Consider the following 13,886-nt stretch of genomic DNA (forward strand, 5'->3'; position numbering starts at 1 on the left):
ATCTTTTATTTATTGCTTAAATGCATTCTCTAGAGCATCTTTACCACCAACAACTGGCAGGTTAAGAGAGGTTTTATCTAAATCAATAGTAAGTGCTGTTCCTGGTTTTGGGTGGAGCGTAAATTCTTTGTCGCTTGAAAAAATCATTAAACCAATTTGTTGTCCTTCAGGAATTATTTGATCATCTGGCTGTAATGAAAATGTTACATCATAAAACTCACCTTTTTTAAGTGCTTCGCCTTTACTTATTGACTTGTAATTTTGAGGGTCTGCCCAACCACGAGTAATAATATTGTCTGTTATTTTTGCTTTCTTGTCTTCATTCCAAGGTAAAGATACCAACCATACAGAAAGATTTGCTGCTGGTGTGTTACTAGATAACGATACTGTAATATCAGAAACACCAGATATATGTAAATCTTTAGTTAATGTTGGAGTAACATAAAGTAACCTGTGCTTACTTTCTTTTGCAGTTGCTAATTCTGCTCCAGCAATTGATGCATCATCTTGTAGAGTTTCTGTGCCTTTGTTATCTAACTTTGTGGTACTTAAAGTTCCGGCTTTAGGCGCACCTGTGTTTATATAAAGTGTAACTGGTTTTGCTTCTGGATTTGGGTAATCTTCATAAGATGTAGGGTTATCTCTTTTATCATTCTCTCTAACTATCCAAGCCTTAGCATTATCTTCTACATTGTTCTCAATCCCATGCAGATAGCGAGTAAACCATTTGTTCATCATAGAAAATGGAGGTGGACCACCATGACCATTTTGATGATAAAATATTTGTGATGGTATGCCTTGTTCTTTTGCTTGCTTGTAAATTCTGTAGCTATGTTCTGGCATAACATTCCAATCATTAAAACCGTGAGACATTAATAATGCTGCCTTCATAGGTTTCATATCATTTAGGTAATCTCTGCTTGCCCAGAACTCATTATAGTCGCCAGTTTCTCTATCCATATTGGCAGCTAAAATTTCATCTCTCATCGTTTTGTTATTATATGGTCTTTTAGCTTCATCTCCACTATGAATAAAATCATATAAAACATCTATATCTTCTCCTAAATAGCCACCAGGAGAACGTACTAAACCATTTGATCTGTAATAATGATAGTAAGATGTGTTTGGTGCAATAGGAATAATTGCTTCTAATCCTTCAACTCCTGTTGTGGCAGCGGCTAAAGGTATGGTGCCATTATAAGATGTACCTGTCATACCAACTTTTCCTGTGGACCACGTTGCTTTTACTTCTTCATTACTGTCTATTTCTGTATACCCTTTTGCACGACCATTTAGCCAATCTATTACTGCTTTTGGTGCTAAAGACTCATTGTCACCACCTAAGCTAGGAGAACCTTGAGATAAGCCTGTACCAGGAGAAGAAGAGTGTACAACTATATAACCTCTAGGTACCCAAGTATTAATATGAGATTTCGAAATCACGGGTCTTTTACCACGGCGTGTAACTTCTGGATGTACACGTTCTTTTGGTGTATCGCCTAATTCTACTTCAACACTATGAAATAAACCATCTGTGTCTGGTGCTACACCTGCAAAATAAGGGCTAGACACATATATAACAGGAAGTTTTAAGCCTTCGGTTTCTGTTTGCTTAGGTCTGGTAACAGAGACGTGCATGCGATCTGGTTTATCATCACCATCGGTATTAAACTCAGTTTCTACCCAAAGGTCGTGTGTTATCCATTCTGAAGGGTTGCTAAATGCTTTAACGGGTTGTGCTTCTCCGTTTTCAAAAATAGGAGTTGCTTTATCTTGTGCTTGTATACAACCTAGAGTTGTTACAAAAGCTACAATTAGCGATAGTAGGTTAAGTTTCATAATTTTTAGTTTATTTTAAATTTATAAAATTTTATATAATTATAGTATTGAATACCCTAAGACTATAGCAAATGTGTTGTAGTCTGATGAGAAATCATCATCACCTTTTGTAAGACTTCTACTCGTATAATATTTGGCTTCAATAGAATAATCTTTAAATTTTAATCCAGCTCCAAGCATAAAATTAGTTCCAGATTCAATATCCTTATCACTAGTGCCTTGATCAAATTGTATAGTAGAATTAATTGCAATGTCAGAAATAAATGCAGCACTCAAGAAAGTTGTTGTATTTGAAGATAAAGGAATATGATATTTTATACCTAATGGCAATTCAACAGACTTATAGTCAACAATTGCGCGAGACTCAGTTTGTACTTGAGGATTTACAAAAATTACAAAATCTTTTTCTGCGTTATAGGATTGGTAAGTTGGTTCAAAAAATATACTCCACGTTTTGGCTTTCGTTGTATACAGTTCAATTTCAGCACCCAATCTAAATGATGTTTTATTATCAAAATTTACACTTCTAGAATTTCCTATACTATTTTCAAATTCAAATGAAGAAAAGTTAATTCCTGGTTTTACAGTAACATTAAAATATAACCGCTTATCAGATGTGTTATAAGAAGTATAATCGCTACCAGATTCATTATTAAATTCTTCAAAAATTTTAAAAAAATCTCTTTGTGTGTAGTCTATGTTTTCAAAACTTGATACTGAACGATTAGAGGTGCTTAGGGAAGTGTAAAGTTGTTGCTTAAATTGATTATTTTCTTTGATTGAAGAATTTATAGTTGATTTGTACCTCTTGTAAATAAGCTGCTCAATTGGTTGGTTTTCAGTTTTGAAAAAATAACGTATAAGGTTTCCCTCTTCATATTTATATAGAGTTGCTTTCCCTTCAACTAAAACCTCTAAGAAAAGAGTTTCTTCAATAAATTTTGGAGTATTATCATAATTTAATTTCTTAATCTGGTTGCTAGATCTATCTATATCTACAGTTTGTCTCTCATATTTAAAATTATCTAAACTTGAAAACTCTTTTATAGATTTAGTAGTAATTTTTATTGGTTTACTTTCTTCAGTTAGTTTGTATTCAAAATTAATAGGAGAGCTAAACCAATCTGAAACCCTAATTAAACATGGTGTTTTATTATCAGAGTTGTTAATAATATAGCCCTTTTCAAAATCAGATTGGCTATAGCTATTATATCCAATTAGTAATATGAAGTATATAAGTATTTTTTTGTGCATAGTATATATTTAAAAGTAAAAAAGCCGCCATAGGAGTATGGCGGCTATATATATTATTGTAAATAATAAATGTTATTTATCACCTTTTTGGCCTTGCTCGAATTTTTCGAACTCGCCTTCTTTTTCAGCTCTTGGCCAAGAATTGTTAGATGTATCAACATCTGCAGTTTCTAAATCTGGATCTACAACAATGTTTGTAATCTCCTTATCACTAGCTACAGCTTTGCTTACTTCTTTATCATTCTTTCTCCAAACTTGTGCAGGATATGTTACTTTCTCTTTTGAACCATCTTCGTAAGTATACTCAACAATTAAAGGCATAGGGATTCCACCTGGCTTTTCAAATACGATGTTGTATAAATACTTAGGTTGTTTTATAGCGTTACGCTCTTCTTCAGAAAAGTTGTCCATCATGAATTCTTTAAGCGTAGGAGCATTTTCAAAAAGAGACTTACTCTTCATAGAGGCGTCATACTCTTCATCACCTTCTTCAACAACATAAATAGCATCTATTGTACTTGGATCCTGAACACCATAACGAGCTAATAATTCCTTACCTTTTTTGGTTGGTTTATCTGTAACAAAGTAAGATTTTACTTCCTTAACTCCTAGATCTACATTTTCAGTAGAGTAGAACCATCCTCTCCAGTACCAGTCTAAATCAACTGCTGATGCATCTTCCATAGTGCGGAAGAAATCTTCTGGTGTTGGGTGCTTAAACATCCAACGCTTAGAGTATGTTTTAAACGCATGGTCAAATAATTCTCTTCCCATTACTGTCTCACGTAAAATGTTAAGTGCTGTTGCAGGCTTACCATAAGCGTTGTTACCAAGTTGGTAAACATTTTCTGGGTTAGACATTATTGGTGCAATAAAGTCTTGATTACCTTTCATGTAATTTACAATCTTGCTAGGCTCTCCACGGCGTGAAGGGTACTTTTGGTTTGGAGCAATTGCATCTGGAAATTCTTCACCAAATTCTTGTTCTGCTACATATTGCATGAATGTATCTAGACCTTCGTCCATCCAACCCCATTGTCTTTCATCACTGTTAACAATCATTGGGAAGAAGTTGTGTCCTACTTCGTGTATAATTACTGAAATCATACCGTATTTTACACGGTCATTGTAAGTACCGTCTTCATTTGGTCTTCCATAATTCCAGCAAATCATAGGATACTCCATACCTTGATTTTTAGCGTGAACAGAAATTGCTTTCGGGTAAGGATAATCAAACGTGTGAGCGCTATAAGATTTTAATGTAGATGCTACTGCTTTAGTAGAAAACTCTTCCCAAAGTGGGTTACCTTCTTTAGGATACATAGATACTGCCATTACAGTACGCTCTCCCAATTTAACTGCTTGCATATCCCAGATAAATTTACGAGATGTTGCAAAACCGTAATCTCTTACGTTTTCAGCTTTAAATTTCCAAGTTTTAGTTTTTTCAGAAAAGCCTTTTTCTGCTTCTTCTGCTTCTTCTTGTGTTACTATAATAACAGGCTTGTCATAAGATGTTCTTGCCTTTTCGTAACGTTTCATCATCTCTTTAGAGAAGACTTCTTTTCTGTTTTGTAATGTTCCTGTTGCATCAAGAATATGATCTGCAGGTACAGTAATGTTTACTTCATAATCTCCAAAAGGAAGAGCAAATTCACCACTTCCCCAGAATTGGTAGTTTTGCCATCCTTCTACATCATTGTAAACAGCCATTCTTGGGAAAAACTGTGCAATAACGTAAGCATTGTTTCCATCCTTAGGGAAATGCTCGTAACCAGATCTTGCTCTGTTAATAGTATGGTCTGGAATGTTGTAGTTCCACTTAATGCTAAAGGTATAGCTATCTCCAGCTTCTAATGGCTGTCCCATATCTATTCTCATCATAGTTTGGTTAATGGTATAATTTAAAGGAGAACCATTTCTAGTTACCTTTTCTATATTAAAACCACCATCAAAACCTTCTGTCATATATTGAGATACAAAACCACCAGTTTGTGAAACAGCACCAATACCAGAACCATTAATTAATGGAGACTTAGAATCTTTAGCTCTAACATTTTGATCTAGTTGAACCCAAAGGTATTCTAAAGCGTCTGGAGAGTTGTTTGTGTATGTAATTTCTTCTTCACCAAATATCTTTTGAGTACGGTCATCTAAAGTGATGTCCATTTTGTAATCGGCAGTATTTTGGTAATATGCTTCACCTGGCGCTCCAGAACCTGTGCGGTATTGGTTAGGTGTAGAAAACTCTTGGTAAAGTTGTCTGAACGCATTGTTGTTTGTGTGCGGTTTTGTAGGTTCTTCTTGAGGTTGCTCTTCTTGGGCAAAGAGTCCCGCAGAAAATACCAAAAACAAGGCAAAAAAAGTAGTTTTGATAGTTCGCATTATATATAGTTTAATTTAAGGTTGTTAAAATTAAGGATTTATCAATCTCTGAGTATTTCTTAACGAAAGTTTAACACATCGCTTTCGCGGTCTTTCATTAGTAATAAGCTCTTTATAGTTTTATTTCTAGTTATGTGTACAACATTTTGTTGCTCTTCAAAAACATCTAGAAGGACTTCATTTTTAACTTCAATAGTATTTAGAGTTTTTACACCTACAGCTTTAAAGAAACATTTTACTAAATCGTCATCATAGGTATTACCTAGATATTCGAATAAAATTTTCTCCCCATTAATCGTAATCTGAAGTTTGTCTGTAAAGTAGCGTTCAATAAACTTATCTGCATTTCTCGTTTCTGAGTTCTTTCCGAGTTTAATAGTCTCGCTATATCTTGTTTTTAGAAGGTTTTCTAAATCGTCAATAAATACTCTGGAGATTATCTGTACAGTTTGGTCTTCCTCTATAAACTCTATATCTGTAGTACTTACATAAAACTTGTGGGCATTATTAAATGCTAAAGATGGCAGGCAAAAGAGTAAAAGGAAAATTATCTTTTTCATAATTAGTGTTTGACTGTAAAAAACGACAAAGGTTTAATCTGAAAGCAGTTTTATTTTGATCGTCTATACTAATAGACGTAGCCAACTTAAAATTGTTACGCTATAATCAACTTTTGTTTTTCTCTTCTATCCACTTGCTCATATACTTCGTACTTTGAGATTGATGGTGTTGTAAAACTTGACCTAAAAAATTTTGATTGCGATGTTCTGTTAAATTTGTTTCCAGATAATTAAGTTTTTTTTGAAATACACCTTCGAAGCTGGACTTAGAGAAACGTTCTTCAATAATTTTAAATCCGTTTTTCTGTGCAGTCCTCCACTGGTTTCTTGAGTTGTAATGTTTAACAGCTTCTTTGGCAATTACTTTTGGATCATTTGCAATCTCGCCTGCAAATGGTAACAATCCGCCTATGCCTTCTGCGCCTACAATAGTGGTTATGTTAGGCGTACCATTTTGCATGGCATTTATAAATTTTGTTTTTAAACCAGCACCATATAATAAAGGAGATAAAAGGACACGAGCATTTTTTAATACGTCTGAAGCGCTTTCTGCACGTCCCATAATTAAGAAGCCTTCTTTTTTATTGTGAAACTGTTGAACCTTTTGAGAAGTATATGCACCATATATATGTATTTGGGCTTCTGGCATCTCTTTCTTAATTATAGGCCAGACGTGCTTCTTTACAAATTTTACAGATTCAAAATTTGGAGGATGTAGTAAATTACCTAACATCACAAAACCTTCTCGGTCTTCAAAAGTTGGTAGTGTTTCCTTTTCTTCTTCTGAAACTGGATCAAGTAAAAATGGAATATAATGTAGGATAGATTCATCTATCTGAAACACTTGTTTAAGTATATTAATTTCAACCTCTGAAATCATAATACTAAGGTCACAGCGTAAAATACTTGCAATTTCTCTTTTTGCAGTTTGGTTAAGTAGATCTTGTTTTTTAAATCTTCGTTGCTCAGAGAAGGCTTGTTGTCGTCCTGCTCTTAAACAATGCAGATCTTCTGTATCTAAAATTTTAATAGCATTGGGACAGGTTTCTGAAACACGCCAGCCAAACTGTTCTTCAACCATAAACCTATCAAACAATACAATATTGGGATCAAGTTGTTTTAAAAACTCATTAAAAGAAGAATCATTCATCTTTAGTTGAGTCTCAGTGATGTTCATCTCACTTAAATCTTCGCTAAACTCTGTCTTTGCAGATGCACTACCAAAGGTAATTTCATAATTAAATGATTTAAAGAGCTTAAGGAGCTGAATCATTCTCCAGCCTGCGCCAGTGCTCTGAGGTTCGGGCCAAGTTTTGCCTATGACAAGTAGGTGTTTCATACTACAAAGAAAAACAATTAGTAACCGATAATAGAATATTACAATTTGTTTGTTAATTTTATGCGTCCTTAAAGACATAATGGTATGCCAACCCCACAAATAGATCCTAACAAATGGGTCTCAAAATATTCAGACTATCTCTATAATTACACTATTGTACGTGTTAATGATAGCGCTGTGGCTAAAGATTTAATTTCTGAAACATTCTTGGCAGCTTTAAAGGCTATGAAAAATTTTAAGGGCGAAGCTAGTGAGCGTACTTGGCTTATAGCTATTCTTAAGCGAAAAATTATAGATTATTACAGGAAAACTAACTCTAAAAAAGGGAAGGCAGAAGTACATATTAATTATAAGGATGCAGACCAAGAAGGAGATTGGTTAGAAGAGCGTGTAGCAGATCCTTTTGATACGACAGCTGAAGACGATCTTGAAAATACCGAACTAGGTTTAGCTATACATAAATGTCTAGGAAGCTTAAATGAACGCCACGCAGAAATTTTTAAAAAGAAGACCATTAAGAATTATGAGACGGAAGTCATTTGTAATGAATATAATATAACGCCGTCTAACTTGTGGGTTATCATTCACAGAGCTCGAACAGCTATGGCAGAATGTTTAGAAAAAAACTGGTATTAAAAAATTATGATTAGTATTAAAAAAATGTTTGTTAACTGCGGAAAAGCAACTCACATCTGCGATAAGAATCAATATAAGGAGGCTTCAGTTTGGGAGAAAATGCGGTTAATTTTACACCTTATGTATTGCAGAACTTGCAGAAAGTATTCCTCAAAAAATAGTAGGCTGACTAAAATTATGAAAGAGTCTAATATACAAACGTTTAATGATGCAGATAAAAATGAAATAGAGCGTTTAATACAACAAGAACTCTCAAAATAAAAATGTTGTAACCCAAGCTAAACCAAACCATATTATTGGTAAGCTTTCTACCCAAAACGAAGCATAATACTTATGCTGTTCTTTCTTACTTCCTACTATAAATAGTGCGGCTAATAAACAAATTATTAGTAGTGTTATAAGATTAGCTATCTCTAGTTTACTCTTAAAGAATTCAGCCAGAATAATAAGTGCTAATAATGCTAGCCCTAATACTTTAGTTTTTTTTATACCTATACGTTGTGGTATCGTGCCTAGTTGTGAAGCATCATATTTAACATCCCGAATTTCAAATGGTAATATTATTGCTAATACAAATATGGCATATTGTAAAGTTTGTATTATAGCTAAATGTGTAATTGTACTGTCTAAATATAAGCTTGGCAAAATACCAGCAAAACCAGCCCAAACTATTGCAATAATGAAAATTTTAAGACCTCTAATAGTTCTTAAGCTATTTGCTTTAGGAAAAACAGGTAGTGCATATAATAAAGTTAACATTCCTAAACAGCCAATACCTAATAATACTTCTCTAGGCATAATAAAAGTGAAGTACATTAGTATAACAAAACTTACAAGTGAGAAAATTTGAATTGTTCTTAACGATTCTGTCAAGCTCATATGGTGCAATTTTGCAATTCCAGCATATTTCACAAAATTATATCCGGTAACAGTTGCAAAGAATGCAAAACCTAAAAAATTGAATTGCAGTACTTCATCTAAATTCAAAAAGGTTAGAGCGCACAAAGAGCATACTGCAAGAGCAACATGAATGCTACTGTTTATATAAAAATTGAATATAGATTTCATTTCAAACTAAAGGTAAAGGAATCAAAATTAAGGAAAGTGTTTATAACCTTTTAAAATGGTTAAAAACTTAAGGCTTCAACAAGCGTTAATCCTTCATTATTACTATTAAATATTCGTAATTTTGCACTCAAATTTTATAGACCTATGAACACCAAATCATTTGCACTTCGCCATATTGGTCCTCGTGAAAGCGATCTTAAGGATATGTTAGACAAGGTAGGCGCTTCATCTTTAGATGAACTTATCTATGAAACTATTCCAGACGGTATAAGACTTAAGTCTGAATTAGACTTAGATGTCGCTATGAGCGAGTCTGAATATTTACACCATATTACAAATCTTGCTGCTAAGAATAAGGTGTTTAGCACTTACATTGGCTTAGGATACCACCAAAGTATCACGCCAGCTGTAATACAGAGAAATGTTTTAGAAAATCCGGGTTGGTATACTGCTTACACACCTTACCAAGCAGAAATTGCTCAAGGTAGGTTAGAGGCATTGCTTAACTTCCAAACTATGGTTACAGACCTAACAGGTATGGAGCTAGCTAATGCATCTTTGTTAGACGAGTCTACAGCTGCTGCAGAAGCAATGGGTTTACTTTTTGCAGTTAGAGAACGAGAGCAAAAGAAAAACAATGTATCTAAATTCTTTGTTTCAGAAGAGGTATTGCCACAAACTATTTCTTTGCTTAAAACAAGAGCTATTCCTTTAGATATTGAGTTAGTTATAGGAAACCACGAAGAGTTCAATTTCTCAAAAGATTTCTTTGGAGCATTGCTACAATATCCAGGAAAATCTGGTCAAGTTTATGATTATGCAGGCTTTGTTGAACAAGCCAAAAGTGCAGATATTAAAGTTGCTGTTGCTGCAGATATTTTAAGCCTAGTAAATTTACGTGCTCCAGGTGAGTTTGGGGTAGATGTAGTTGTAGGTACAACACAACGCTTTGGTATACCTTTAGGTTATGGAGGACCACACGCTGCTTATTTTGCAACAAAAGAAGCGTATAAGAGAAACATTCCTGGAAGAATTATAGGTGTAACTAAAGATACAGATGGTGGTCGTGCATTACGTATGGCATTACAAACCAGAGAACAACATATAAAACGCGATAAAGCAACATCTAATATTTGTACAGCTCAAGTGCTTTTAGCTGTTATGGCAGGAATGTATGCTGTTTATCATGGTCCTAAGGGATTACAATTTATTGCAGATGATGTTTCTAATAAAACTGCTACATTGGTAGATAGTTTAGAGAAATTAGGTTATTACCAAACCAACTCGTCTTACTTTGATACCATTCAAGTAAAGGCAGATGCATCTAAAGTTAAAAATAATGCAGAAGCACATGGCGTTAATTTTTATTATCCAGATGCAGAAACAGTATCAATCTCTTTAAATGAAGCTACCAATTTAGATGATTTAAACTGCATCATAAGAATATTTGCAGAGGTTAATGCTAAAGATGTTGTTAAGGTTGAAGCTTTATTAGATAATACATCTTTATCTAATACTGTAAAACGAGATACACCATTTTTAGAAAATGATGTGTTTAACAGCTATCATTCTGAAACAGAGTTAATGCGTTATATTAAGAAGTTAGAACGCAAAGATTTATCTCTTAATCACTCTATGATTGCATTAGGATCTTGTACGATGAAACTTAATGCAGCAGCAGAAATGCTACCTTTAAGTTACCCACAATGGGGTAATATTCATCCATTTGTACCTATAAATCAGGCAGAAGGTTATCAAGAAGTTTTAAAGAAATTAGAAGATCAATTAACAGAAATTACTGGTTTTGCTGCTACGTCTTTACAACCAAACTCTGGTGCACAAGGTGAGTTTGCAGGGTTAATGGTAATTAGAGCATATCACGAATCTCGTGGTGACTCAACCAGAAATATTTGTTTAATTCCTTCATCTGCACACGGTACTAATCCTGCAAGTGCAGTAATGGCTGGTATGAAAGTAGTTGTTACTAAAGCCAATGATAAAGGGAATATAGATGTTGAGGATTTAAGAGAAAAAGCAGAGAAACATAAGGATAACCTTGCAGCTTTAATGGTAACATATCCTTCTACGCATGGTGTTTATGAATCTGCCATTAAGGAGATTACATCAATCATTCATAATAATGGTGGTCAAGTGTATATGGATGGTGCAAATATGAATGCTCAAGTAGGATTAACAAGTCCTGGAAATATTGGAGCAGATGTATGCCACCTTAATTTACATAAAACCTTTGCCATACCTCATGGTGGTGGTGGTCCTGGCGTAGGTCCTATTTGTGTTGCTTCACAGTTAGCTCCTTTTTTACCAGGTAATCCTGTTATAAAATCAGGTGGAGAACAAGCTATAACAGCAATTTCTGCAGCACCTTTTGGTTCTTCATTAGCTTGCTTAATTAGTTATGCCTACATTACAATGTTAGGTCCTAAGGGCTTAAGAAGTGCTACAGAGCATGCTATTTTAAATGCAAACTATATAAAGCAACGTTTAAAAGGACATTACGAAACTCTCTATTCTGGAGAACGCGGTAGAGCAGCTCACGAGATGATTATAGACTGCCGTCCTTTTAAAGCTAATGGTATTGAAGTTGTAGATATTGCAAAGCGTTTAATGGATTACGGATTTCACGCACCAACTGTCTCATTTCCAGTTGCTGGAACTATGATGATTGAACCTACGGAAAGCGAAAGTAAAGAAGAGCTTGATCGTTTTTGTGATGCTATGATTTCTATTAAAAATGAAATAGATGCATCTAGCAAAGATGATGAGCAAAACCTACTTAAAAATGCACCACACACATTGCAAATGCTTACAGCAGATGTTTGGGAAATGCCTTATACAAGACAACAAGCAGCATTTCCATTAGAGTACATTTCAGATAATAAATTTTGGCCAACAGTACGTCGTGTAGATGATGCTTATGGAGATAGAAACTTAATTTGTACTTGTGAGCCTATTGAAAGTTATATGGAGTAACAATTTATACCCTTTAATGATTTCTAAATTCTCATTTTAAGGGTATTAAATTAAAGATTATCTATTTTTTAGTAATCTATTTGATTATTCTGTAAATCATTATGTAAAAAGCGCATTTATATGCGCTTTTTCTTTTTATTATATACTTTTATCAAAAAAAGACCCTTAATGCATACTAAGATTACCGGTACAGGCTGTTATATCCCTAAAGTTATACAGACAAATAATGATTTTCTAGATCATAAGTTCCATAATTCAGACGGTTCAGAAATTGTAGGCGATAGTAAAATTGTAATAGATAAATTTGTTGCAATTACAGGTATTGAAGAACGCCGTTATGTTGAAGAAAATAAGGTAACCTCTCAAATTGCTTATGAAGCTGCAAAACAAGCTATAAAAGCATCAGGAATAGATGCTGAAACTTTAGATTATATTATAGTAGCTCATAATTATGGAGATATTAAACACGGTACTATACAAAGTGATACTGTACCTAGTTTAGCATCTAGAGTTAAACATCTTTTAAAAATTGAAAACCCATACTGCGTAGCTTATGACATGATGTTTGGATGTCCTGGTTGGATAGAAAGTATTATACAAGCTCATGCATTTATAAAATCTTCAATGGCTAAAAAGTGTTTGGTTATTGGAGCAGAAACATTGTCTAGAGTGGTAGATCCTCATGATAGGGATAGTATGATTTATAGCGATGGTGCTGGTGCTTGTATTGTAGAGGCTTCAGAAGAAGATGATAAAGGTATAATAGCTCATAAGTCTGCTTCTTTTACTTATGATGAGGTTAAATACTTATTTTTTGGAGGTACGTATGATTCTGAGTCACCTTCAAAAACACAATATATAAAAATGTATGGGCGCAAGATTTACAATTTTGCTTTAACCCATGTTCCAGATGCAATGAAAGCATGTTTGGATGAAAGTGGTTATAACATACAAGACATAAAAAAAATCCTTATTCATCAAGCTAACGAAAAGATGGATGAGGCTATTGTCGAGCGTTTTTATAAGCTATACAACCAAGAGATGCCTAAAGATGTAATGCCAATGACAATACATAAATTAGGAAATAGCTCTGTAGCAACCGTACCTACATTATTAGATATGATTTTAAACGATAAAGTTGAAGGTCATCAAATAAATGAAGGAGATGTCGTTATATTTGCAAGCGTTGGCGCAGGAATGAATATAAATGCCATAGTTTACAAATTCTAAAAATCACGTACTTATGTACGAAGGAAACTTTCCCTCAAAACGATATAAAGAAACACTTCAATTTTTATCAAAAGTTATCTCTAAAGATGATAAGATTTTAGATTTGGGTGTCTCAAATCCTTTTTCAAAAATTTTAATTGAAGAAGGCTATGCTGTTGCAAATACTACTGGTGAAGATTTAGATATAGATACATCAGCTGTTAAAACAGATGCTGTAAACGTGGTTACTGCTTTTGAAATATTTGAACATTTGGTATCTCCATTTAATGTAATTAAAGATATAAATGCAGATAAATTGGTTGCTAGTATTCCATTAAGATTATGGTTTTCCCCAGCATATAGAAGTAAAACAGACACTTGGGATAGGCATTATCATGAATTTGAAGACTGGCAGTTTGATTGGCTTTTAGAAAAAGCAGGTTGGACTATTAAAGAACGCCACAAATGGACAAACCCTGTAAAAAAAATTGGGTTAAGACCGTTGTTGAGACTTTTTACACCGCGTTACTATATTGTTTATGCAGAGCGTGAATAGTAGGTACTTCTATTAACAAGTTAAAGCCACTTATATAATTACATTTGTG

At 33.9% G+C, this 13,886-nt stretch carries 11 protein-coding genes; 5 read left to right on the plus strand and 6 right to left on the minus strand.

What is annotated here, in order from left to right; genetic code table 11:
- Nucleotides 1–9: 9 nt before the first annotated feature.
- The 5 genes from CA2559_RS07585 to CA2559_RS07605 all read right to left on the minus strand — a co-directional run bounded on the left by CA2559_RS07585 (nt 10) and on the right by CA2559_RS07605 (nt 7,377).
- Complete coding sequence (locus tag CA2559_RS07585; protein WP_013187277.1) at nt 10–1,839, minus strand: Xaa-Pro dipeptidyl-peptidase; 1,830 nt, start codon at nt 1,837–1,839, stop codon at nt 10–12.
- A 39-nt stretch (nt 1,840–1,878) separates the two neighbouring features.
- Complete coding sequence (locus CA2559_RS07590; protein ID WP_013187278.1) at nt 1,879–3,093, minus strand: porin family protein; 1,215 nt, start codon at nt 3,091–3,093, stop codon at nt 1,879–1,881.
- Nucleotides 3,094–3,165: 72 nt separating this feature from the next.
- Nucleotides 3,166–5,478 carry a M1 family metallopeptidase gene (locus tag CA2559_RS07595; protein WP_013187279.1) on the minus strand — a complete coding sequence of 771 codons (2,313 nt, stop codon included), beginning with the start codon at nt 5,476–5,478 and terminating at the stop codon, nt 3,166–3,168.
- Nucleotides 5,479–5,537: 59 nt separating this feature from the next.
- Nucleotides 5,538–6,038 carry a DUF6702 family protein gene (locus tag CA2559_RS07600; RefSeq protein ID WP_013187280.1) on the minus strand — a complete coding sequence of 167 codons (501 nt, stop codon included), beginning with the start codon at nt 6,036–6,038 and terminating at the stop codon, nt 5,538–5,540.
- Nucleotides 6,039–6,144: 106 nt separating this feature from the next.
- Complete coding sequence (locus CA2559_RS07605) at nt 6,145–7,377, minus strand: glycosyltransferase (RefSeq protein WP_013187281.1); 1,233 nt, start codon at nt 7,375–7,377, stop codon at nt 6,145–6,147.
- Nucleotides 7,378–7,461: 84 nt separating this feature from the next.
- On the opposite strand from CA2559_RS07605, the gene CA2559_RS07610 reads away from it, so the two are divergent.
- Together CA2559_RS07610 and CA2559_RS07615 are read left to right on the plus strand one after the other, a co-directional pair.
- Nucleotides 7,462–8,013, plus strand: coding sequence for a sigma-70 family RNA polymerase sigma factor (locus CA2559_RS07610; RefSeq protein WP_013187282.1), 552 nt, complete (start codon nt 7,462–7,464; stop codon nt 8,011–8,013).
- A gap of 6 nt (nt 8,014–8,019) precedes the next feature.
- Nucleotides 8,020–8,274: a hypothetical protein gene (locus CA2559_RS07615; protein WP_013187283.1), complete on the plus strand. Its 255-nt coding sequence runs from the start codon at nt 8,020–8,022 to the stop codon at nt 8,272–8,274.
- Here CA2559_RS07615 and CA2559_RS07620 read toward each other — a convergent pair.
- Entirely contained in the window at nt 8,266–9,081 is an 816-nt protein-coding gene (locus tag CA2559_RS07620) for a UbiA prenyltransferase family protein (protein WP_041240954.1), read from the minus strand. The genes CA2559_RS07615 and CA2559_RS07620 overlap by 9 nt on opposite strands.
- Before the next feature lie 144 nt (nt 9,082–9,225).
- Here CA2559_RS07620 and gcvP point away from each other — a divergent pair, with 144 nt between their 5' ends.
- From gcvP to CA2559_RS07635, 3 genes are all read left to right on the plus strand, one after another.
- Complete coding sequence (gcvP, locus tag CA2559_RS07625; RefSeq protein WP_013187285.1) at nt 9,226–12,072, plus strand: aminomethyl-transferring glycine dehydrogenase; 2,847 nt, start codon at nt 9,226–9,228, stop codon at nt 12,070–12,072.
- Nucleotides 12,073–12,240: 168 nt separating this feature from the next.
- A complete protein-coding gene (locus tag CA2559_RS07630; RefSeq protein ID WP_013187286.1) occupies nt 12,241–13,302 on the plus strand; it encodes a 3-oxoacyl-ACP synthase III family protein in 1,062 nt (353 codons plus the stop codon).
- 13 nt (nt 13,303–13,315) lie between these two features.
- Complete coding sequence (locus tag CA2559_RS07635) at nt 13,316–13,837, plus strand: class I SAM-dependent methyltransferase (RefSeq protein ID WP_013187287.1); 522 nt, start codon at nt 13,316–13,318, stop codon at nt 13,835–13,837.
- The last annotated feature ends 49 nt before the right edge of the window (nt 13,838–13,886 follow it).

The sequence above is a fragment of the Croceibacter atlanticus HTCC2559 genome, assembly GCF_000196315.1.
Taxonomy (GTDB): Bacteria; Bacteroidota; Bacteroidia; order Flavobacteriales; family Flavobacteriaceae; genus Croceibacter; species Croceibacter atlanticus.